Origin of the sequence: Campylobacter concisus (assembly GCF_003049085.1) — a bacterium.
In the GTDB taxonomy this organism is placed as follows: Bacteria; Campylobacterota; Campylobacteria; order Campylobacterales; family Campylobacteraceae; genus Campylobacter_A; species Campylobacter_A concisus_H.
Window position 1 is genome coordinate 125638 of sequence record NZ_PIQX01000001.1, and the last position, 23297, is coordinate 148934.

Below are 23297 nucleotides of genomic sequence, written 5' to 3' on the forward strand. Positions count from 1 at the left end.
AATGTGGCAAAAAGTAGCGCTTCTAGCACTTTTGGGAATGACAAATTTATATGCTTTGAGCCTAAATGGCGCTGCGCAGATAAAATCGCCCCTAAGCGTAGAGTTTGGGCTAGAAGATAAAGTCGATAAAAATTTTGTTGGTATGCTAAGCGATAAAAAGCTACTTTTGTGCCAACCAGCATTAAATGGTACGGTTAGATTTAATAATCAAAGCTTGCTACTTTTTACAAAAGATATGCATGCTGGTTTGGATTATAGCTGCAAGCTTGAAAATGGAAGCACTGCTAGTTTTGCCACGAAAGAATTTGAGCTAACAAAGATAGAAAAAATAAGCGATAGCAAATATATACTTAAATTTAATGATGAAGTAAATATTGAAGCTATCAAAAATATTGCCGTAAAAGATGCAAAATTTAAAGCGGTTGAGCTTTCTAACAATAGCTTTGAGCTTAATCTTGATAAAAATTTAAGCAATCCAGTTTTTGATTTTGGTGAAAAATTTGAGAGTAAATTTGGCGCAACGCTTTCAGGTGAAACGATAGTAAATTTTGCAGATGAAATAAGCGAAGAAAGCGTAAATATAAATGATAATGCAAAGAGTCTTGAGATACCTGAAATTTATCCAGTGAGCCTTGATAATGGCATCTTGGGCTTTAGAATTTATCTAAAAAATTGGCTTGATGACGACATTAACTTTAAAAAATTTATAAACATTAAAGGTGTAAAAAACTTTAGCATTAGTGACGTTAAATATAGTGACAACTATGAAGAAAACTCAGAACTTAGCGAATATTATTACTACATTGATATCACAAGTGACGATTTTAAGCCACAAAATAGTTATGAAATCACCATTAAACCAGGCTTTGGCGATGATAGAAATGTAGTAAGAGAAGAAAGTAGCTATGAAGTAGTAGCTGGTAATTTTACTCCATTTGCAAATTTTATAAATAATGAGCCATATATCTCAAGTGTTGGCGAAATCGGTATCAGAAGTGCAAATTTGCCTGAGTTAAATGTAAGCATTGAAAAGCTAAGCGATCAAAATTTTAGATATTTCTTAAATTTTAATGACAATAACGAAGAGTTAAGCAACTTCAGCACAAAAGTAGCAAGCAAAAGTTATAAGCTTGATGGCGCATTAAATGAAATTTCACTAAATAAAATCAAACTTGACTTTGCTGGAGCTGGAGACGGCGTTTATAAGATAAATTTAAACTACGGCAAAGATAAGAGCGTCTCAAAAGTAGTCTACCTAAGTGATATCGCCGTAAATGCAAAGCTTGGCAAGGATGAAATTTTCGTATTTGCAAATCGTCTTGGCGAAAATACAATGCTTCCAAATGCAAATGTAAAAATTTATGGTAAGAAAAACGAAGAGATCGCAGTTGGTGCGACAAATGATATAGGTGTTTTTAAATTCAATAAAAAAGATATTTACAAAGATATCTCCTCAGTGGTTGTCTCTCTTGGAAAAGAGCAAAATTTTCTTATTTTAAAAGAAGACGAAGCGCTAAATGAAGCAAAATTTATGAGCCAAAATGCCAGTGAGAGTATCGATGCGTACGTTCATTTTGCTTCAAATATCATAAGACCAAATGAGAGTTTAAGGGGTGCAATCTATCTAAGAGATAGAGATTTTAATCCTTTAAAAAATATGCCTATAAAGATAAAATTTTTCGATCCACAAGGCAAAAGTAGTGCTGAAATTTCAAAAAATACAAATGACGTTGGCATGGTAAATTTTGAAAAAGAGATACTAAGCGATCTAAGCGGTAGATTTAATATGCAAGTAATTTATGCAAGCAAAGTGATCTCAAATGTGCCATTTTTTGTTGAGAGTTTTATGCCAAATAGGATAAAAAATGAGATAACGCTTGAGAAGGATAAATTTTTCGCAAATGAGCTTATTAGAGCAAATCTAGCTAGTAACTATCTCTTTGGTGGCGCTGCTAGCGAGCTTGATGGCAGCATGCAGGTTAGCTTTTTTGATGATGAATATAAAAATAGCGAGTTTAAAGAGTATAAATTTAAAAACAATACGCTAAAACCAAGCGCTTATCCATCTTTTGAAAACGATCTCACTCTTTCAAAAGATGGTAAATCAAGCCAAATGATAGATCTTAGCTTTAGCACTAAAAATGCCTCTTCTATCATAACAGGCGTGATAAATTTCAATGTAAATGATGATGGTAAAAACGTAAGCGATACAAAAAGCTTTACGCTCTATCCTTACAAGGATATGGTCGGTATCGCAGCAAGTACGACATTTGCTGAGCCAAACGAAGATGTAAAAATAAGAACGGTTGTAGTAGATATGTCAAGTCAAAAGGCCGTAAAATCAAATTTAAAATTTGATATAAAACGTGTCACTTGGCAATACCAAAGAGATGCAAATGGCTATATAAAGTGGTTTCAAACGCTAGAAGATGTGGATAATTTTTATAAAGATAATGGCGAGTTTAGCTATAAATTTACACAAAGTGGCTCATATGTGATCATCGCTACAAATCTAGTAAGTGGAGCAAGCACAAGCCTTGATATGGACGTAAGTGGCTACAACTACTCAACTCTAGCACCTACAAAAGAGCTTAGCAAATCTCAAATCAAGCTAAATAAAAATATCTACAAAAAAGGCGATGAACTAAGTGCTGATATAAGCTCAGCTATAAAAGAAGGCATCGCTCTCGTTACGCTTGAAGATGGTGGCGTGAAAGCTTACAAGGTCGTTAAGATAAAAAACAACTCAGCAAATGTGAAATTTAAACTTGACTTTGATTTTAGCGGACTTTATGTGAGTGCAAATATCTACCGCATGACAGATGGTGGATTAACTCCGTTTAGGACTTACGGTAAGGTTTATGCTAAGGCTGATAAGTCATCAAGGATACTTGATCTAAGTCTTGATGCACCAAATATGGCAAAAAGTGATGAAAATATAAAAATTTCTCTAAAAACAAAGCCAAAAGCTTATGTGAATTTATTTATCACAGATGTTGGCGTGCTTGATATAACGTCACAAAAGCCAGCCGACCCACTTAAATTTTTTGATAAAATTTTACCAGATGGCGTTTTTGACTATGACATTTATAATATGCTTACAAACTATAAGGTCGAGGGCAAAACTTTAAGCTTTGGTGGCGATATGGCGGCACTTGCTATGGAGGCAAAAATGGCAAAACATGCTAGCCCGGTCGATAGTAAAAATATAAAAACATACGCAAATTTAGTAAGTCTTCAAGCTGACGATAATGGTGAAATTTCATACGAGTTTAAAACGCCAAATGGCTTTAACTCAGCCATTAGAGTAGATGTCGTGGCAAATAATGAAAATAGTATGAATGCGGTAAATAAAGAAATTTTAGTAAAAGATGATGTGATTATTAAACCAAGTGCGTTAGTTTATCTGCTAAAAGGCGATGAGCTAAATGCGAACTTAAGGCTTATAAATACAACAAATGAGGATAAAAATTTAACCATAAAAGTGGCTAGCAGTAAAAATTTAAGCATTAAAACAAAAGAAAATGCGAATTTAAAGCCGCTTGAGAATAAAGCCTTTACATTTAAAATTTCAGCTCTTGAAGCTGGAGCTGGCGAATACAATATAACAATAAGCGACAAAAATAGCTCAAAAACGGCTCAAAATTTACTTGATGTAGTTAATCCTTATACGATTAGCACCTATGCAAAAAGTAGCGTCTTTGATAAAGAGAGCATGATCTCTCTTCCAAAAGGCTTTCACAATGTTAGTATAGATGCGTCAAGCTCGGTCTCAAGCGTATTATTAGCAGCTTCTAAAAATTTAGTCGAGTACCCTTACGGATGTGCGGAGCAAAGGAGCTCAAGACTGCTTGCGCTTTTAAATTTAAAGCCAAAAGATGAGCTTGAAAAAAATGATCAAAAGAGATTTATTGCAAGCGGTATGAGTGAGCTAATTAAGATGCAAAAACCAGATGGTAGCTTTGGCTACTGGAGCGATCTAGGTAGTACTAATGCATTTGCTTCGATCTATGCAACTGACGTGCTACTTGATCTTGAAGAGGCTGGATATGAGATAGGTAAAAGAGTAAAACAAAGTGCTGTAAATTCAATGGCAAAATATGTAAATAGTGACCTTGAAGCGCTCTACTCTCTATATGTAAGCTCCCGCGCAAATGTTGCTGATAAATCAGTGCTAAATAAAATTTATGACCATAAAGCTTACAATACGACCGCACTTAATAAATATCTAATGGCAGCGGCTCTAAAGCTAAACGGCTTAAATGACGAAGCAAAGGTGGCGCTAAAAGATATTAAAAAAGCTCAGGCGGCTGATTACAGCAGGGATTATTCTAGCTTTAGCTCAAAAGTAAGAGATAACGCCTTTATCTTATACTTGCACGCAAAATACTTTGAGAAAAACGACTACTCAGACGACCTTGCAAATTTCTTGATAGTAAATTTAAATGAGCTTAGCTCAACGCAGGAGCGTGCATTTACGCTTAGAGCGCTAAACGCCTACTTTGGTAAAGATAGCGGCGAGAAAAATAACAAATTTAAGCTTAGCTACAACGGCGAAAGTAAAGAATTTGACGGCCTTTTAAGCACATCATTTACTACAAAAAATGGCGAATTTAACATAACTCCGCTAGGTTCAAATAAGCTTTATGTAACTATCTTAAGCTACGCTTACGTGCCGCTTGAGATCAAACACAAAATCGAGCCAAAAGAGCTTGACATCTACCGCGTTTTTGTCGATGAAAAAGGCAAAGAGTTGGGTCTTGACAGCCTAAAAGTAAATGACGTCATCTACTCAAAAGTGGTGATAAACTCAAAAACAATGGTTAAAAATGGCGTTATTAACGAGATCGTAAGTAGCTGCTTTGAGCCGATAAATGAAAATTTAAGCAACTTTAGCAAGAGCTTAAAAAACAGCTTACAAGTAGAGTATAAAAGCATAAAAGATGACCGCGTGCTAAGCTTTTACACGCTAAATAGCGACGAAAAAGACGCCGTGCTTTACACACCTTATAGAGTAAGACTTGGCGGCAAATGCTCGCTTGGTGCAGTTACAACTGAAAATATGTATAACGAAAGACAAAACGACTACGACCTAGCCGTGAGAAGCTTTAACGTAAAATAGCTATCTAAACTTCGGGGCGTTTAACCGCCCCAAGCCCATATTTCCCCACTTTTGCAAAGATTTTTTTAAACAAATTTTAGATAACATTAAGCATTTTTTAAACGAAACTGAGGAGAGAAAAGTGGCAGAATTTTACAATGCAAAAGAGATAGAAGATAAATTTTATAAAATTTGGGAAGAACGCGGATACTTCGAGATAGACGCAAACAAAGATATCCAAAAAGATGGACGTAAATTTTGCATTATGATGCCACCTCCAAACGTGACTGGATCGCTTCACATCGGACACGCCCTAACCTTCACACTTCAAGATATCGTGACTCGCTACAAGAGGATGGACGGCTACAAGACACTTTGGCAGCCAGGCCTTGACCACGCTGGCATCGCTACTCAAAACGTCGTTGAAAAGCAGCTTTTGGCTCAAGGGATCAAAAAAGAAGAGCTTGGACGTGAGAAATTTGTAGAAAAAGTGTGGGAGTGGAAAGAAAAAAGCGGCGGCATGATCGTCCATCAGATGCGAAAACTTGGCATCACTCCGGCTTGGTCACGCCAGAGATTTACTATGGATGAGGGCTTAAGAAAAGCTGTGAAAAAAGCCTTTGTAAATTTATACGACAAAGGACTAATTGTCCAGAAAAACTACATGATAAACTGGTGTACACACGACGGCGCGCTTTCTGACATCGAGGTTGAGCACAAAGAAAATAAGGGCAAGCTTTATCATTTGAGATATTATTTTGCAAACAAGCCAAGTGAATTTGTTGTTGTTGCAACAACTCGTCCAGAGACCTACTTTGGTGACACCGCCGTAATGGTAAATCCAAACGACGAGCGCTATAAAAATTTAATCGGTAAAAAGGTGGTGCTACCTATCATAAATAGAGAGATCGAGATTATTGCAGACGAGCACGTTGATATGGAGTTTGGAACAGGCCTTGTTAAGGTCACACCTGCGCATGATCAAAACGACTACGAAGTTGGTAAAAGGCACGACCTTGAGTTTATTACTGTATTTGATGAAAAGGGTATTTTAAACGACAAGTGCGATAAATTTGCAGGTTTTGAGAGGCTTGAGGCTAGAGATATCGTCGTGGCCGAGCTTAAAAAACTTGGCAATGTTGAAAAGATCGAGGACTACGAAAACCAGGTAGGCTACTGCTACCGCTGCAAAAACGTTGTCGAGCCATACATCTCAAAGCAGTGGTTTGTCAAAAAAGAGATCGCAGACGAGGCGATTGCAAAGGTCTCAGAGGGTCTTTCTAAATTTTATCCGCCGCACTGGATAAACAGCTTTAACGCATGGATGAGAGAGCTAAGAGACTGGTGTATCTCACGCCAGCTTTGGTGGGGACATCAAATTCCAGTATTTTACTGCGATGATTGCGGTCATATGTGGGCTGACGAGGGTGAGCCGTGCGAGTGCAAAAAGTGCAAAAGTAAAAACATCCACCAAGACCCAGATGTGCTAGATACGTGGTTTAGCTCTGGTCTTTGGCCATTTAGCACGCTTGGCTGGGGCAATGAAAATGAGCTAAAAAATGAAAAATGGTTTGAAGGCGATTTGGCTGAATTTTATCCAAACAACCTTCTCATAACTGGCTTTGATATATTATTTTTCTGGGTTGCTAGGATGATGTTTCAGGGTGAAAACGCTCTTGGCAAGCTGCCATTTGACGACATCTACCTACACGCGCTTGTAAAAGATGAGTTTGGCAGAAAGATGAGCAAAAGCCTTGGCAACGTAATCGACCCACTTGATAGTATAAATGAGTATAGCGCCGATATCTTGCGCTTTACGCTAACGCTTCTAGCTGTTCAAGGACGCGACATCAAGCTAAGTGACACCAAGATGAAGCAGGTAAGAAATTTCACCAACAAGCTTTATAATGCGAGCAAATATCTCATGCTAAATGAGAGCAAATTTGCAAATTTAGAGGATATCAAGCTTCAAACAAAGCTTGGAATTTATATGAATAGCCGCTTTAACGAGTGCGTGAGAGAGGTGCGTGAAAACATCGACGCTTACCGCTTTAATGACGCAGCAAACACACTTTATAAATTCCTCTGGGATGAGTTTTGCGACTGGGGCATCGAGCTTAGCAAGGCTGATAAAGCGAGCGTAAAAGAGCTTGGAAGTATATTTAAAGAGGCGATGAAACTACTAAATCCTTTCATGCCATTTCTTTCAGAGTATCTATTTCAAGAGCTTAGCGGCACACGGCTTGAAAATGCAAAATCAATAATGGTGATGAGCTACCCAGAGGTAAAAGAGCGAAATTTAGATGTAGAGAAGAAATTTGAGCTAGTTATCGAAGCGATCGTGGCTATTCGCCGTGCAAAAGCGACCATCGATCTTGGCAACTCAAAGATAGCAAAAGCCTTTGTTAAATTTAATGAAAAAATAGATCTTGACGAGGTTAAAGAGTACATCAAGCTGCTTGCAAAATGCGAAGAGATTGGCTTTGTAGATGAGAAAATAGAAAATTCAATAAGAGACGTGAGCGAAAATTTAGAGGCATTTGTCCCACTTGAAGGGCTTGATATGAGCGGTATCATCACAAGGCTAAGGTCTCAAAAGACAAAGCTTGAAAAAGAGATAGCCAAACTCTCAGGCATGCTAAATAACCAAAATTTCGTGGCAAACGCACCAAAAGAGGTCATAGAGACAAACAAAGAGGCGCTAGAGAGCGCTGAGGCTAAATTTAAAAAAGTATGTGAAGAATTAGAAGCTCTTGGAGAAAAATAGTGATAAAAATAGAGAAATTAAGCAAATTTTATGGTGATACGCAAATCCTTTTTGATATAAATTTAGAGGTTAAAAAGGGTGAAATTTTTGCTATCGTGGGACACAGCGGTGCTGGTAAATCAACGCTTTTAAGGTGCATAAACGGACTTGAGAGCTACCAAGGTGGCAGCTTAAAAGTCTTTGATAAAGAGATAAAAAATTTAGATGAGATGCAGCAAAGGCATTTAAGGCGAGATGTCGGGATGATATTTCAGCATTTTGCATTAATGGCTAGAAAAAACGTCTTTGAAAACGTCGCTACTCCGCTTAAATTTTGGGGTTATAAAAGCGATGAAACTGAAAAAAGAGTGAGAGAGCTTTTAAATTTAGTCGGTCTTGAAAGCAAGGCAAAAAGCTATCCAAGCGAGCTAAGTGGCGGGCAAAAACAACGTGTCGCCATCGCTAGAGCGCTTGCTTTAAATCCTAAAATTTTACTAAGCGACGAGGCGACTTCGGCTCTTGATCCAAATACTACAAATCAAATTTTAGAGCTGCTTGAAAAGATAAACAAAGAGCTAGACATCAGCGTCGTAATCGTCACGCACGAGATGGAGGTCGTAAAATCGATCGCAAAACGTGCGATACTACTAGAAGGCGGTAAGATCATAGGCTTTGGAAGTATTGAAGAGCTATTTTTAAAGCCAGATGAGAAGATGAAAGAATTTTTGGGTGAAGTAGAAATTCTACCAAGCACTGGCACAAATATTAGGCTATTTTTCCCAAAAGAAGTGGCTCAAAACAGCGTGATCACGCACATGGCAAGAAGCCTAAATATCGACTTTAACATAGTTTGGGGCAAGCTTGAGAAGCTAAACGAAAATGTTCTTGGCTCGCTTGTCATAAACATAGATGAAAAAGATAAAGAAAACGTACTTAACTACATCAAGCAAAGTGGCGTTTTATGGGAGGTTGCTTGATGTTTGGTATTGATTTTTCTAAATTTCCAGATGTGTTTTTGAGGATACTGTTGCCAGCTATCGGCGAGACGCTATATATGAGCATTGTCTCTACTCTACTCGCCTTTGCCATAGGCCTCATACCTGCGGTTTTGCTCATACTTTCAGATAAAGATGGACTAAAGCCAAACAAGCAGCTTTATTTTGTACTTGATATCATTATAAATGTGCTTAGAAGCTTTCCGTTTATTATCCTCATTATTGTGCTCTTTCCGGTCACAAAAATGATCGTGGGCACAAGTATTGGCACCACAGCTGCGATCGTTCCGCTAACTATCGGAGCAGCTCCATTTGTAGCAAGACTAATCGAAAACGCTCTAAAAGAGGTTGATAAAGGCATAATTGAAGCCGCTCAAAGTTTTGGTAGTTCGAAATTACAGATCATCTTTCGCGTGATGTTTGTAGAGGCGCTTCCTGGTATCATCTCGGCATTTACACTAACGCTTATCGTAAATATCGGCTTTTCAGCGATGGCTGGTGCAGTTGGCGGTGGCGGACTAGGATCTGTCGCTATAAACTACGGATATCAAAGATTTCGCCCAGATATCATGCTTTACACCGTGGTTATTCTTATCATTATGGTTCAAATTTTTCAAGTTTTAGGTAACTACTTATATAAAATTTCTAAAAAATAGGCCTTTGTTTTTATCTGATTTTAAGCTTTTTTCCTTAAAATTGCCCGAATTAATTTTTAGCTGAAAGGATAAAAGATGAAATCAGATATGTGCCACATGTGCCGCCTAGTAAAAAACGCGTTGTCGAAAGACTAATCTCTAAGCACAGAATTTCTTTTTAAGTGCTTAGAACTAGCTTAAGCGCTTAAAAAGAAATTTAAACCTCTAGCTTAAATTTATCCTTTTTTGGTGCTTGGCAAATTTTAAAAGGATAATAAATGAAAAAACTACTTCTTACTTCTTTGGTTGCTCTTGGTCTTAGTGTAAGTGCAAATGCAGCTGATAAATCAAAAACAATAATCGTTGGTGCTACACCTATCCCACATGCTGAAATTTTAGAGGTGGTAAAGCCTATTTTGGCAAAAGATGGCTATACGCTTGAAATTAAAGAATTTAACGACTACACCACGCCAAATCTTGCAACAGAAGATGGCGATTTAGATGCAAATTTCTTTCAACACCTTCCATATTTGGACGAATTTAACAAAAACAAAGGTACTCATCTTATAAAAACAGTTGGCGTTCATCTTGAGCCAATGGGAGTTTATTCTAAAAAGATAAAAGACATCAAAGATCTAAAAGATGGTTCGACCGTATCTATCCCAAATGATCCGACAAATGAAAGCCGTGCTTTAGATATCCTTGCAAATGCTGGACTTATTAAGCTAAACGATAATCCACTAAAAACTCCGCTTGATATAGTTGATAACCCTAAAAAGCTTAAATTTGAAGAGATCGAGACTGCTCAAGTGCCAAGAACGCTTGATGACGTTACTATTGCAGTTATCAACACAAATTACGCTCTAAATGCTAATCTTAATCCAGTAAAAGACGCACTTGTGCTTGAAAGCAAAAATAGCCCATATGTAAATTACGTTGTAGTAAAGTCTGGCAACGAAAATAGCCCTAAAATAAAGGCTCTTGATAAGGCTATAAACTCATCAGAAGTTAAGAAATTTATCGAGATCAAATACAACGGCGCGATTCTTCCAGCATTTTAATTAAAATTTTAAATAAGCGACGTGAAAGCTTTTACCTTTTTAGCGTCGCTTAGACCAAACAAAAAAGGAAAAACAATGAAATTTATCAAACTTTTAACCGCATCTTTAGTTGCTCTAAGCCTTCACGCAGCCGACAAGGACCACACTATCGTAGTTGGCGTTTCACCAGTACCACACGCTGAAATTTTAGAATTTGTAAAGCCAAAGCTAAAAGATAAAGGCTACGACCTTGTTATCTCTGAAATTTCAGACTACTCTATCCCAAATGTCGCCACAGAAGATGGCAGTTTGGATGCAAATTTCTTTCAGCATTTGCCATATCTTGAGGAGCAAAACAAGGCTAGGGGCCTGCATCTTGTAAGTGTTGCAAATGTCCATGTCGAGCCACTTGGCTTTTACTCTAAAAAGATAAAAAACATAAAAGAGTTAAAAGATGGTGCAAAAGTTGCGATCGCTTACGATCCATCAAATGGCAATAGAGCACTTAGAATTTTAGAAAAAGCTGGCCTTATCGAGATCGATAAAAATGTGAAAGTTGCAACTATAAATGACATAACTAAAAATTCTAAAAATTTACAATTTGTAGAGCTTGAGGGTGCTCAGATACCAAGAACGCTTGATGATGTCGATATCGCTGCTATTAGCACAAATTTCGTCCTTGACCTTGGTATGAGCGTGGCAAAAGACGCACTTTTGCTTGAAGACGCCAATAGTCCTTACGCTAATATCATCGTCACAAAGGCTGGCAATGAAAATAACCCTAAGATCAAAGCTTTAGTTGATGCGGTACTTAGCCCTGATACTAAAAATTTCATCATCACTCGCTATAAAGGCGAAGTTATACCTGCATTTTAAAAATGGGGCGAGCTTTCGCCCTATTTTATTTCTACTTTCATCTTGTTTTAATAAGCTATAAACTCTCTTTATTTTTGTCAAAAAGCTTAAGCTATGCTTTGCTAAAATGGCTCACTTTAAAATTTTTCAGGAATTTAAATGCTACATGATGTTATTGATTTTATAGTTGCGAGCGTAAGTAGCTGGGGTTATGCTGGCATATTTGTGATGATGTTTTTAGAAAGCTCGTTTTTTCCATTTCCAAGCGAGATCGCAATGATACCTGCTGGCTATTTGGCACATAAAGGTGAAATGAGTTTATTTTTGGCCTTTCTTACAGGTACGCTTGGTAGCTTACTTGGAGCTATTTTTAACTATTATCTTTGCTACTTTTTTGGACGTGAGATAGTTTTAAAATACGGCAAATTTGTGGGAATCACTCACGAAAAAATGGATAAATTTGAGGCATTTTTCAATAAACACGGTGAAATTTCTACATTTAACTCACGTCTGATTCCTGGCATTCGTCAATACATCAGCCTACCAGCCGGACTTGCTAAGATGAATATATTTAGATTTTGTCTATTTACCACGCTAGGAGCTGGGATTTGGTGTGCTGTTTTGCTTGGAGTTGGCTATTTTATAGGCTCAAATCCTAGCAAACAGACACTTTTAATAATCACAATCGCTCTTTTGGCTGTTGTTGCAGTAATAAGTGCTATCTATATAATAAAGCAGAGAAAAGCCTAAATACATATAAAAATATGTAAAATTTAGTGTATTTTATAAAATTTTTATTTGTGGTATTTAGTTAGATTTAGCCTAGCAAATCGCCCTCATCTTTTCTAGATGAGTTAAATTTCTTGAAATTTTATCTAGCTCAAATTTACTGAATACTTCATTGCCAGAATAGAAAAATCTAACTTTTGGGGCTTGATCTAAAGTAGAAATTTTTAGTCCAAGCTCACTTATAAGGCGATTTATTGTCCCTTCGTTGCCATCAATTATGCTTATATTTGGTGGCAAAATTTCTCTTAGGCTATCTTTAAAATAGTTAAAGTGTGTGCAGCCAAGCACTAAAAAACCAAATTTATTTAGATCAAATTTAGCTAACTCTTCTTTTAGATATGATTTCACATTCTCGGTGTCAAATTCCCCATTTTCAGCAAAATTTACAAGGCGTGGTAGAGCGAGCAGCTCAGTCTTATCTTTTGCGTGTAAATTTGCGATCAGCTCTTTTAGTTTTGCACCATTTACGGTGACTGGCGTGGCTATGACTAGCGTTTTTAAGGCATCATTATGGCTTAAGTCATGCGCCTTTTTTACGGCTGGCTCCATGCCGATTATAGGTACATTTAAATTTGCTCTAAGCTCTTTTATCGCCACGCTTGTTGCTGTGTTACAAGCTACTACAACGGCGTTTGCGCCATTTTCTATGAGAAATTTCACCGCATCAAAGCTAAATTTTAAGATCTCATCCCTGCTTTTTTGTCCATACGGGACATTTTTAACGTCTGCGTAATATAAAAAATCATGCTCGCTAAGCTTACTTAAAGCTTCATTTAAGACGCTCAGCCCGCCAAGTCCTGAGTCAAATATACCTATCTTCATGCCCTTCCTTAAAGCCTGCAATTATAGCAAATAATATCTTTGTAAGCCGTTTTTTATTATACTTTGGCACTTTTTAAACTTGGAGTTAAATTTTGGCAGTTGATAAGATCATTTTCTACCTTTGTTCGACTTTGATCGCTATAAGCATTATTTTTTCACTATCTTTGCCAGTTTTTACAGTTTTATTTTTTAATTACGACGAGTTTCACTTTTTCATCCGCCAGTTTATTGTTGGTTGTATCGGAATTTTCATTATGTGGTGGCTTTCTAGGCTCAATCCTGAAAAAACGCTTGTTTGGATAGGGTTTGGCCTTCTTATATCTTGCGGTATCGCCATGGGGCTAATGCATGCATTGCCAGCTTCAATGGTGACTGACGCTGGTGGTGCTAGGCGTTGGATCAGGCTACCTGGCTTTTCGCTAGCTCCAGTTGAGTTTTTTAAAATCGGTTTTGTCTACTTCTTGGCTTGGAGTTTTACTAGAAAATTTAGTGAAGGCAAAAGGACCCTGCTAGATGAGATTAAGATACTTATGCCTTATATTATTCTTTTTGGTGTTGCTATCTTTCTTATTGCTGTTATGCAAAATGACCTTGGTCAAGTGGTCGTGCTAGCACTTACATTTGTGACGATGGCGCTTTTTGCAGGAGCAAGTGCGAGACTTTTTAGCATCGGTATCTTAGGAGCTGCTTTTGTTATGACAGTAGCGATAATCAGCTCTGAGCATAGAATTTTACGTATAAAGTCATGGTGGGGTACGATACAAAATATGGTGCTTTCTTTCTTGCCTGATAGCGTTGCAGATGTATTAAGAGTGGCTGATGCACCAGAGCCATATCAAATTTCTCACTCATTAAACGCTATAAAGCATGGCGAATTTTTCGGCGAAGGGCTTGGTGCTGGTATCTTTAAGCTTGGCTTTTTAAGCGAGGTTCATACTGACTTTGTATTAGCTGGTATCGCTGAAGAGGTCGGTGTATTTGGTATTTTGTGTATCGTAGCTATATTTATAACGCTACTTTATAGAATTTTTAGAATTTCAGCCAGAAGCGAAAATAAGGTCTATCATCTATTTACGCTTGGTGTCGGGCTTATCTTATCGTTTTCGTTTTTAATGAATAGCTATGGCATCACGTCGATCACGCCTATTAAGGGTATTGCTGTGCCATTTCTTAGTTACGGCGGTAGCTCCGTGCTTGCGATTTGTATCGGTATCGGCATGGTTTTGATGGTTAGTAAAAGGGCAAAATTATGATTGTTATTTGCGGTGGAGGCACTGGTGGACATTTAGCGATCGCAAGAAGCTTTTGCGAGGAGCTAAATAGACGAGATATTAAGCCTATATTTATCGGCTCAACTAGTGGTCAAGATAAATTTTGGTTTGAAAATGACGAGAATTTTTTACAAAAATTTTTTTTACCAAGCAGTGGTGTGGTAAATAAAAGAGGCTTTGCTAAGCTAAAATCACTAACAAATATCGTAAATCTTGCTCTAAAATGTAGAAAAATTTTTAAGCAAAATAACGTTAAGGCAGTAATTAGCGTAGGAGGCTACTCAGCAGCTCCAGCGGCTATTGCAGCCATTATCTCAAAAGTGCCGCTTTTTATCCACGAACAAAATGCTGTAATGGGCAAATTAAATAAAATTTTAAAGCCCTACGCGAAAGGCTTTTTTAGCTCTTATGATGAAGCTTCGCCCTACCCTTACCCTGTGGCAAAGAAATTTTTCGATAGTGCAAGAATGAGAGAGGAGCTAAAGACTATTTTGTTTTTAGGCGGCTCGCAAGGCGCAAAAGCGATAAATGAACTAGCTATAAATTTAGCTCCATATCTTAAAGAAAAAGGCATAAATATAATTCATCAATGTGGTAAAAACGGCTTTGATGAACTTAAAAAAAGATATGATGAACTTGGCTTTAATGAAACGAATTTAGAAATTTTTGAATTTAGTAAAGAGATAGAAAATAAGATGAGCAAGGCTGACCTTGCCATATCAAGAGCAGGAGCTAGCTCACTTTGGGAGCTTTGCGCAAATGCTTTGCCATCTATCTTTGTGCCATTTCCTTATGCTGCTGGTAATCATCAGTTTTATAACGCTAAATTTTTAAAAGATAAAGGCATTGCTGAAATTTGTTTGCAAAATAGAGAAATTTTAAACAAAGACGAAGTTATAAGCATGATAGAAAATTTTGATCTAAACAAAAGCAGTAAAGCTCTAAAAGAGATCCTTTTGCCAAATGGAGCAAAAGAGATAATTGATAAAATTTTAAACTAGCTCCTCGCCTATCGCACAAGCTTTTAGTTCTTTTAGCTCAAAGATCAAGTAATGATAAATAAGTTCATTTGTATTTAAAATTTTTGCACTAAAGACTGGTTTTATCATAGTTATTATCTTGTCAGTTATACCCGCGATCTCCACTAGCAAAAGCTCATCCTTGCGTTGCTTTGCAGCCTTAATACAATTATAAAAGAACGTATAAATTATCTTAAAATTTTGCAAAATAACATTTGAAACTATTCTAGAATGAATATGCAAAACATTATGTATACGCTCTTGTAGAGTATTTAGCTCTGCAAGTAGTGATTTTATTTGAGTAGTATCTGTTGTCCTAGAAAAGAGATTTTTCGCTTTATTTTTATTTTGTATTTGATACTCTGCTACTAAAATTTCTATTATATTTAAAATGGCAACATAGCTTTCTTGCAAATTTTCATTTGCCTTAAAGCTCACACCATTTTTCTCAATTTTATAATTTAAGCTTCTCTTTATCTGCTCCAAATAAGTACTAATGTTTTCATAATAGTCCTCTGTGTTGAAGACACTTTTAAAGAAATCGCTTTCACCTTTTAAATTTGTAAGCTTTTTTTTAAGTTCATCAGCGTTTTTATTAAACTCAACAACCCCAACTGCTAACCCGATCTCGTGCTCACTATTTTGTTCTAATGCTGTCAAACTTTCTTTTAGTACCGAAATTTGTTTTTGAATATTTTGAAAATCCATTTTTTCTCTTTTAATTTTTTTGCTTATTTTACTATAAAAATCATGAAGTTTGTCATTAAGAATTAAAAAGATGGTGCGCCCGAGAGAATTCGAATCTCTGACCTTTTGAACCGCAATCAAATGCTCTATCCAGCTGAGCTACGAGCGCACAAGAAAGTTAAGTCGAGATATTAGCCAAACTTTCCTTAAAGAAAAATTGTATTCATTTTAATTTTATAACTGTTTTAGTAAAATCCAATAAAAATAAAAGGAGCAAAGATGAATGATTTTTTCGATAGTTTAAAAGAGATAAAAAAAGAACTTACTAAAGAGCAAGGTGAGATCAAAAAAACTCAAAAAGAAGCCGTTTCTCATACAAAAGAAGAGGCGATCTCATATAAAGAAAATAAGCTAAAAAACGAATTTGCAGATTACATTAAAGGCCAAGATATAAGAAAAATATAAATTTGGAATGCTTATTGCTAAAACATGTAATATTTTATGTGGAGTAGGCAATGAAAGTTACGCAAACATTAGAATCTCTAAGCATTTTAACTGATAATGACACTTTGTTTCGTGAGCTTAGAGATATGATAAGCAGAAATTTTACAAAAATTTTATCTAATAAAAATAAGGTTATTTCGTTTTATGAAGAGAGCGAGATCCCGCAACGCAAGTGCTTTTTAAAATTTATAAAAAAACTTTATGAAAAGCAAAGCGATGATAAGCTTGATATTCGTTTTGCAAACTATAAAACCATAAAGCTTGGCTTTGTTCAAAAAAATACCCTAACTCCAGTCATTAGCCTAAACGTAAATTTTGTAAAAAATGAAGTCAAATTTGAACTAAAAGATGCACTTTGCAGAGACTTTGCTAGCTACATCAGCGAGAGTCTGATAAAAAGTAATGTTACTTTTAGCAAAAATGATGATTTTTTAAATATCACCATCTCAAATGACAACGACATAAACACATTAAACAAACTACTCTACAAAAGAAGCTACCCAAAATTTAGCGTAAATTTTATCTATGATGAAAAAGACTACAAAGCCTTTAAACAAGGCATAAAAATAAAAAGCTCATCTAAATTTGTAAGTAGATTTTCTGTGCTTGCAAATTTACTTGAGGAAAATTTTGGGATTTTAGGTTGTAAAAAAGATGATGACTTTGAAACTATCAGACAAAGTTATCTTTCACTCGTAAATATCTATCACCCAGACAGGCACGCCAACAAAAATCCTCTCATACAAGAAGAATACGCAAAGAAATTTAAAAATATTCAATCTGCTTATGAGAGTCTAAAACCATACTTTAAAAATCAAGAAAATTTTGTGATGGTTGGCTAGAGCACGGCTTACCATAGAGCTATTAAAGAGAGCAAAAATGAATGGTGAAATGTTTAACATATGCGCCATTGTTGTTGCTTGGCTTTTTAAACTCTACCGCAAAATCAGTCATTAAGATATTTGATGCGCCGCTTATGCCAAAGAAAAATTTAACTATAGCAAGCTTGGCTGATGTCTTTGGTGGTATGGGCTCTTGGAACGACGATGCAGCAGGCATGGCACAATATAAAAAACATGGCAAAGAGTACGAAGAGCTTAGTAACGAGCTTTTTACACAGATGTGTAAGGCCATACTTTTTGCTGTAAATGAGTGGTAGTTAGCCGTTTATCTGATAGACTCTTTTTCGCTGGCTTGAGCTGCCGATGTTTAGAATTTTGCGGTATTTTGTGATAGTTCGGCGAACGATTTGGATGTTAAATTTAGCTTGGATTAGCTCTTGGATTTTTAGATCAGAAAGTGGCTTTTTGTGGTCTTCACCTTTAATGAGCTCTAGTAAAAATTCTTTTATCGCAGCATTTGAAGTCTCCTCGTCAAAGCCAGTTGCAAAGAAATTTTTAAGTGCGACCGTGCCTCTTGAACAGCTTAGATATTTGTTTGCGATCGCTCTTGATATGGTTGATGGGTTGCGCCCAAGCTCGTCTGCTAGGTCTTTTAGCTTCATAGGTTTTATGTCACCACCCAAAAAGTAGTCATACTGATACTCAACTATCATGAGCCCTATCTTATAAAGCGTCGCTTTTCTCATCTCAAGGGCGTCTATGAGCTCGCTCGCCTCTTTTATACGTGAGTTTACAAAGGCCTCTTTCTCGTCTAATCCATCGGTATCAACCAAAATTTCTGGATAGTACTCATCATTTATCTGTACACTTATGCCACTACTTGTGCTTAGCACGAAGATGTCAGGCACTGCTTCTTTTTCATCTTCAAGATACTCAATGGCCGGTGGATTTTTAAATTTTTTTATGATCTTTAGCGCGTCGTTGTAAAATTTTAGCTTTCTAAGTTTTTCTATATTTTCAAAATTTAAGATGATCTTTTTCGCGCACTCTATGATCTCATCGCTTGCCTCTGCCTCACTTAGCTGAAATAAAAAGCTCTCTTTTACGTCCTTTGCACCAACGCCACATGGCTCAAGGTAGGCAAATCTCGCCCTAACTCGCTCCACTTCGCTCTCATTAAAGCCCGCAAAAATTTCATCATCATAAGAAAAATAGCCCTCATCATCTAAGCACTCAATGATCTTATACGCGATATTTTGAGACTTTTGCGTGGGAAAAAGTGGCGGATTGATTTGACTAATTAGCTTTTCATAGAGGCTTTCTTTGTAGATGCTTAAAGCCTCGATGCTCTCACTAACAGAATTTCTACTAACCTGCTCAAAAAAATTTCGTTTTTTTTCGCTTTTTTCTAAATTTTTATGTTCGATCGTGGCAAATGGATTGTCTTTTATAAAAGGCTCAAGCGTCTCTTTTAGCTCATCAAGCCCACTTTGAAGGATGGGAAGCCAGCTTCGCAGTGTTTGGTTTAGTTTGATCTTTGGCGCTAAAGTTTGCTTTTGCCTTAGCATCATCTACTCAAGTAGCTTAAATTCTTCGCCAAGATAGTGCGTTCTAACGAGCTTGTTGTTTGCCACTTCACTCGCACTGCCGCTTGCTAGAAGTGAGCCATCTTTGATTACGTAAGCTCTGTCGCAAATGGCTAGCGTCTCGCGGACGTTGTGGTCAGTTATCAAAACGCCGATGCCTAGCTTTTTAAGATCTCTAACGATACTTTGGATGTCGCTAACTGCGATCGGGTCAACACCTGCAAATGGCTCATCAAGCAGCAAAAATTTTGGCTTTATGATGAGACTTCTAGCGATCTCACAGCGTCTGCGCTCGCCACCACTTAGGCTAACACCCTTTCTTAGGCGGATAGGCTCGATATTTAGCATATTTAGCATCTCATTTACTCTTTTTGCTATCTCTTCTTCGCTTTGATTTAAAATTTCAGCACCAAGAAGTAAATTTTCTTCGACACTTAGCTCTTTAAATATGCTTGATTCTTGCGGCAAATAGCCAATACCAAGGTGTGCTCTTTTGTGAAGTGGGACGTTTGTGATCTTTTCATCATTTAAAAAGACATCTCCGCTAGTTGGTGAGATGAGCCCACAGATCATATAAAAAGTAGTCGTCTTTCCAGCACCATTTGGCCCAAGGAGCCCCACGACTTCGCCGCTATTTACCTCTAAAGATATGCCTTTTATGATCTCAGTTTTTTTAATCGTCTTTTTTAGATCTTTTACTTCTAGTTTATGCACTTATAACCTCGTATTTTCTGCCGTTTTTGCTAGGAGAAATTTTTACTAACGTATAGCTCTCGCCGTTTTTCTTTAGAGCTTTTTCTAAATTTTCATCGCCCCACTCTACTAGATGAAGCCCCTCTTCAAACAAATTTTCAAAAAGACCATTTTTTGCCATCCCATCAAAACCGATCTGGTAAATATCGTAGTGGTAGATATCTTTACCATAAATTTGCATCAAAGAAAATGTCGGCGACGTCACGCTCTCATCTATGCCATGAGCCTTGATGATCGCCTTTGCAAGCGTTGTTTTGCCACTTGCTAGATCGCCGCTTAGTAGCACCACACCACTTTTTGGCAGCACCCGCACAAGCTCGTTAAGCTCATTTTCTAAAAGCTCAAAAACCATCAAAGCTCTTTTACATATTCGCTTTGAGCGCTTTTTGGTATGCTTTTTGTAGTTGGGATCGCTAGCACCTCGTATCTCGCCTCGCGCGTTAGAAATTTGATACTAACCACATCGCCAACCTTAACATCTTTTGCCGCTTTTGCTTGCACGCCATTGATGCTCACAACGCCGCTTTTGCACATATCTTCGCTAACGGTACGCCTTTTGGTGATATTTACTACGTTTAAAAATTTATCTACTCTCATGCGGCGGATTTTAACAAAAATAGCCTTAAATTTTTAATCCTTTAGATATTTTAAAAGCTCTTTTAAATTTAGAGGTATGACGCTGCCGTGCGTTTGCCCTTTGTAAAACTCAAAGTGAAAATTTACGCCACTTTGTTTTAAAATTTGGGCTAGATCGCTCGCCTTTAAAGTGCCAGGCTTGTCAGTCTTGCCCTTTCTTTTTTCAAGCTCGCCAACGCTAAGAAAGACAAATTTAGCTTTTAATTTCTCTTTAAATTTACCCTCACTCACATTTTGCTTTAAAATTTCAGACTCGCCCCACCAAAGAGATGGCGAAGCGATAAAGAAATTCGAAAATACGCCCTCGTTTTTAAGCAAGGCATAGAGCGTAAAAAGCCCGCCAAAAGAGTGACCATAAAGGCTTTTTTGGCTGCCATGCACGTTAAATTTTTGATCAATTAGCGGTACCAAATTTTTAGTTAAAAAGTGGTAAAACGCATCTGCGCCACCACCCTTACTAAACTCCTCGCCATCTGCCTTTGGCGTGAGATCTCTTGTGCGTTTTTCTACCTCGTAGCTTTTGTCTGTATCATATCCTATGCCTATTATTAGTGGTGCAGCCTTGCCATCAAATTCATTTAAAAGCATGTTAAACTGGGCGTTTGCATCAAGTAAGAAAAGCACATTTTTAAACTCATTTTGCCCCTTTAGCTTGGCTGTGAAAATTTTATAAATTTCATCATTTGCACTCATTTTAAAGGTTGAAATTTCAAATTTGCTAGCAGCTTTTTGGCTAAGTGGCTCAGGCGTTTGACTAGGTCCTGCGTGCAAAGCCTGCGTCACGCCAAGCGTAAAAAGCAAAAATTTAAACACTCTTACCATTTTGCAGCGACCTTAAACCAAAATCTCCTGCCTTCTTGCGGATACCAGTAGTAATTGCCGTCGTCTGCTAGCGCCTCATCGTATCTTACTTTATCAAAGATGTTGTAAGCATTTAGGCTAAGCGTTAGATGCTTGTTTGCATCCCAGCTTACGCCTGTATCAAATGTGAGTAAATTTTTATTATTTTCACTCACTTTATTGCCAGGGCCAAATTTCACACTAGTAAGCTTGCTCTCATAGTTTGTGGTGAAGAATGTTTTTACACTCTTAATTGGTTTATAAGCAAGTGTTGCATGAAATGCATGCTCTGGGGTTGCTGTTAGGCTTTTTGCATCAAGTCTACCAAGATTTGTCTCACTAAATTTCATAGGGCCTCTTGGCGTATTTATAGTTGGGTTGCCAGTTTTTATCTTTGATTTGTTATAGGTGTAGTTTGAGCTTAAATTTAAGTTTGAAAGGATGTCGTAGTCTCCGCTTAACTCCACTCCCCAAACAGTTGCACCTTCTATGTTAAAGTAAGTTCCCCAGCCAGGGCAAGTAATATGTGGTGCATTTGGGCAAGTGCCAAAGGCAGGAATTTTATTGACGTTGCTGCCATCAGTATCTAGGATCTTGTCTTTAAATTCATTTTTAAAAAACATTACCGAGCCTCTAAAATCAGCCTGATTGTCATAATATGCACCAACTTCGTAAGTTATACTTTTTTCTGGCTTTAGATCTTTGTTTCCAAAATCAACTATTTTCCAAGCATTTTGAATAGTGCCTACTTCCGGGGAGATTTGATTGACATTTGGCGTTTTATAGCCAGTCGCTACGCCACCTTTGAGACTTAGCGTATCTGTAGCGTTATAGACTAGGTAGGCTCTTGGCGAGAGGTGGTTGCCAAAGAATTCGTTGTGCGTAAGCCTTGAGCCAAGCGTTAAAAATAGCTTCTCTTCTAAAATTTGCCACTCATCTTCGATAAATCCAGCATGCTCACTCATCGAGTAGCTTTTTGGACTTTCGAGGCCATTTTTTGAGGCGTTTGAGACGATGAAGGTCGTGCCAACATTTTGCTTGCTAAAGTCATAGCCAAAAGTTAGTGCGTGAGCACCAAGAAAGGTTGTAAATTTTGAGTTAAAGTTGTGATTTTTGGCTTTTGCAGGTATAAATTTGTCAAAAAGGCTCGTTCTTTGTGTCTGGTCATAAATGTAGCTGATATCGGCATTTAGGTTATCAAATTCGCCAAGATAGCCCACACCATAGCTCTTTTTTTCGTAGTCATAAGCGTTTAAAACCTTATTTGTCTTTATAGTGGCTGTTTTGCCAACGGTGCGCGAGTAGTCGTGCTTTTCATTTGAGCCAAGGATGAAAAATTTATTGTGTTCATCTGGAGTGATCCAAAGCTTTGCGCTTAAATTTCTCTTATCGCTCTTTTGATAACCGCCTTTGTAATTATCCTCGTCCCTTAGCTTTTTATATCCCCAAAGCTGAAGCGCAAAAAGGTCTTTATAAAGAGGTAAATTTAGATAAAAATCACCCTGTCTGCCATTACCTATGCCTTTATGCGTGTTTATAGTGGTTGAGATGCCGACATTGCCGCTAAATTTTGAAAAGTCCTTTTTGGTAATGATATTTATAACGCCTCCAACTGCGTCGCTACCATAAAGCGAGCTCATAGGACCACGGATGACCTCTATACGCTCGATCGCTTCAGCTGGTGGGATGAAATTTGAGTTCATATCCCCTGCTCCGCCCTTTGGATTTGCGCTGCTTGAATTTACTCTTTTACCATCAATTAAAACTAGCGTTTGAGACTTCTCCATACCACGTATCGAGATACCGCTAGCTGCCCCGTCTTCGCCGCCAACAACATTTACACCTGGTACTTTTTGGGCGATAGAGTGGAGTGAAGTAAAGCTATCTTTTGTAAGCTCATCGCCACTTATCACGCTTATGCTCGCGGGTGCTTCTTTGATCTGCTGCGAAAAGCCACTTGCACTTACTACAACACCATCAAGTCTTGTTTCGTTATTGTCTTTATGCTCTGCTCCAAAGAGTGAATTTGCCACACAAACACTAAGGCAAATGGCAATAAATTTTGTTTTTCCCATGACTATTCCTTTGTTAAATTTTAAAACCAAAAAATTTAACAAAGTGTATATAAAAATAATATTAATTATCATAATTTTAAACAATAACCTTTTTTGTAAAA

20 protein-coding genes and 1 tRNA gene are annotated in these 23297 nt (G+C 37.3%); 12 read left to right on the forward strand and 9 right to left on the reverse strand.

Going from position 1 to position 23297, the window contains the following annotated elements; genetic code table 11:
* Nucleotide 1: 1 nt before the first annotated feature.
* From CVT13_RS00610 to CVT13_RS00640, 7 genes are all read left to right on the forward strand, one after another.
* Entirely contained in the window at nucleotides 2–5122 is a 5121-nt protein-coding gene (locus CVT13_RS00610) for an alpha-2-macroglobulin family protein (RefSeq protein ID WP_107811238.1), read from the forward strand.
* Nucleotides 5123–5243: 121 nt separating this feature from the next.
* Entirely contained in the window at nucleotides 5244–7868 is a 2625-nt protein-coding gene (locus tag CVT13_RS00615) for a valine--tRNA ligase (RefSeq protein WP_107811239.1), read from the forward strand.
* A complete protein-coding gene (locus CVT13_RS00620) occupies nucleotides 7868–8824 on the forward strand; it encodes a methionine ABC transporter ATP-binding protein (RefSeq protein ID WP_107811240.1) in 957 nt (318 codons plus the stop codon). The genes CVT13_RS00615 and CVT13_RS00620 overlap by 1 nt, the downstream gene beginning before the upstream one ends.
* Nucleotides 8824–9498 carry a methionine ABC transporter permease gene (locus CVT13_RS00625; protein ID WP_107811241.1) on the forward strand — a complete coding sequence of 225 codons (675 nt, stop codon included), beginning with the start codon at nucleotides 8824–8826 and terminating at the stop codon, nucleotides 9496–9498. Before CVT13_RS00620 ends, CVT13_RS00625 begins: the two co-directional genes overlap by 1 nt.
* A gap of 257 nt (nucleotides 9499–9755) precedes the next feature.
* Nucleotides 9756–10538: a MetQ/NlpA family ABC transporter substrate-binding protein gene (locus CVT13_RS00630; RefSeq protein ID WP_084107932.1), complete on the forward strand. Its 783-nt coding sequence runs from the start codon at nucleotides 9756–9758 to the stop codon at nucleotides 10536–10538.
* A 75-nt stretch (nucleotides 10539–10613) separates the two neighbouring features.
* Nucleotides 10614–11393: a MetQ/NlpA family ABC transporter substrate-binding protein gene (locus CVT13_RS00635; RefSeq protein WP_087585897.1), complete on the forward strand. Its 780-nt coding sequence runs from the start codon at nucleotides 10614–10616 to the stop codon at nucleotides 11391–11393.
* 138 nt (nucleotides 11394–11531) lie between these two features.
* Complete coding sequence (locus CVT13_RS00640) at nucleotides 11532–12122, forward strand: DedA family protein (protein ID WP_107811242.1); 591 nt, start codon at nucleotides 11532–11534, stop codon at nucleotides 12120–12122.
* A gap of 72 nt (nucleotides 12123–12194) precedes the next feature.
* Here the strand turns inward: CVT13_RS00640 and murI are convergent, their stop codons facing one another.
* Entirely contained in the window at nucleotides 12195–12983 is a 789-nt protein-coding gene (gene murI / locus CVT13_RS00645; RefSeq protein ID WP_107811243.1) for a glutamate racemase, read from the reverse strand.
* A 92-nt stretch (nucleotides 12984–13075) separates the two neighbouring features.
* On the opposite strand from murI, the gene CVT13_RS00650 reads away from it, so the two are divergent.
* Together CVT13_RS00650 and murG are read left to right on the forward strand one after the other, a co-directional pair.
* Nucleotides 13076–14236 (forward strand): FtsW/RodA/SpoVE family cell cycle protein, encoded by a 1161-nt coding sequence (locus CVT13_RS00650; protein WP_021091312.1) that lies wholly within the window; start codon nucleotides 13076–13078, stop codon nucleotides 14234–14236.
* Nucleotides 14233–15255, forward strand: coding sequence for an undecaprenyldiphospho-muramoylpentapeptide beta-N-acetylglucosaminyltransferase (murG, locus tag CVT13_RS00655; RefSeq protein ID WP_107811244.1), 1023 nt, complete (start codon nucleotides 14233–14235; stop codon nucleotides 15253–15255). Before CVT13_RS00650 ends, murG begins: the two co-directional genes overlap by 4 nt.
* On the opposite strand, the gene CVT13_RS00660 is transcribed toward murG, so the two are convergent.
* Nucleotides 15247–15981: a hypothetical protein gene (locus tag CVT13_RS00660; protein WP_021091403.1), complete on the reverse strand. Its 735-nt coding sequence runs from the start codon at nucleotides 15979–15981 to the stop codon at nucleotides 15247–15249. The genes murG and CVT13_RS00660 overlap by 9 nt on opposite strands.
* A gap of 71 nt (nucleotides 15982–16052) precedes the next feature.
* Nucleotides 16053–16129, reverse strand: a tRNA-Arg gene (locus CVT13_RS00665).
* 110 nt (nucleotides 16130–16239) lie between these two features.
* On the opposite strand from CVT13_RS00665, the gene CVT13_RS00670 reads away from it, so the two are divergent.
* The 3 genes from CVT13_RS00670 to CVT13_RS00680 are packed head-to-tail and all read left to right on the forward strand — an operon-like array spanning nucleotide 16240 to nucleotide 17623.
* A complete protein-coding gene (locus CVT13_RS00670) occupies nucleotides 16240–16425 on the forward strand; it encodes a hypothetical protein (RefSeq protein ID WP_107686353.1) in 186 nt (61 codons plus the stop codon).
* A 50-nt stretch (nucleotides 16426–16475) separates the two neighbouring features.
* A complete protein-coding gene (locus CVT13_RS00675) occupies nucleotides 16476–17306 on the forward strand; it encodes an adenylosuccinate lyase (RefSeq protein WP_107811245.1) in 831 nt (276 codons plus the stop codon).
* A gap of 41 nt (nucleotides 17307–17347) precedes the next feature.
* The gene (locus tag CVT13_RS00680) at nucleotides 17348–17623 is read left to right on the forward strand and encodes a hypothetical protein (RefSeq protein WP_199907260.1); all 276 of its coding nucleotides are present in this window, start codon (nucleotides 17348–17350) and stop codon (nucleotides 17621–17623) included.
* Here the strand turns inward: CVT13_RS00680 and CVT13_RS00685 are convergent, their stop codons facing one another.
* The 6 genes from CVT13_RS00685 to CVT13_RS00710 are packed head-to-tail and all read right to left on the reverse strand — an operon-like array spanning nucleotide 17624 to nucleotide 23196.
* Nucleotides 17624–18874 (reverse strand): RNA polymerase factor sigma-54, encoded by a 1251-nt coding sequence (locus CVT13_RS00685; RefSeq protein WP_234411950.1) that lies wholly within the window; start codon nucleotides 18872–18874, stop codon nucleotides 17624–17626. It lies immediately after the preceding gene.
* A 3-nt stretch (nucleotides 18875–18877) separates the two neighbouring features.
* Nucleotides 18878–19606 (reverse strand): LPS export ABC transporter ATP-binding protein, encoded by a 729-nt coding sequence (lptB, locus tag CVT13_RS00690; RefSeq protein WP_072594228.1) that lies wholly within the window; start codon nucleotides 19604–19606, stop codon nucleotides 18878–18880.
* The gene (gene tsaE / locus CVT13_RS00695) at nucleotides 19599–19997 is read right to left on the reverse strand and encodes a tRNA (adenosine(37)-N6)-threonylcarbamoyltransferase complex ATPase subunit type 1 TsaE (RefSeq protein ID WP_107811247.1); all 399 of its coding nucleotides are present in this window, start codon (nucleotides 19995–19997) and stop codon (nucleotides 19599–19601) included. The genes lptB and tsaE overlap by 8 nt, the downstream gene beginning before the upstream one ends.
* Complete coding sequence (locus tag CVT13_RS00700) at nucleotides 19997–20242, reverse strand: RNA-binding S4 domain-containing protein (RefSeq protein ID WP_107811248.1); 246 nt, start codon at nucleotides 20240–20242, stop codon at nucleotides 19997–19999. The genes tsaE and CVT13_RS00700 overlap by 1 nt, the downstream gene beginning before the upstream one ends.
* 33 nt (nucleotides 20243–20275) lie before the next feature.
* A complete protein-coding gene (locus CVT13_RS00705; protein ID WP_107811249.1) occupies nucleotides 20276–21103 on the reverse strand; it encodes an alpha/beta hydrolase in 828 nt (275 codons plus the stop codon).
* A complete protein-coding gene (locus CVT13_RS00710; RefSeq protein WP_107811250.1) occupies nucleotides 21097–23196 on the reverse strand; it encodes a TonB-dependent receptor domain-containing protein in 2100 nt (699 codons plus the stop codon). Before CVT13_RS00710 ends, CVT13_RS00705 begins: the two co-directional genes overlap by 7 nt.
* Between the last annotated feature and the right edge of the window lie 101 nt (nucleotides 23197–23297).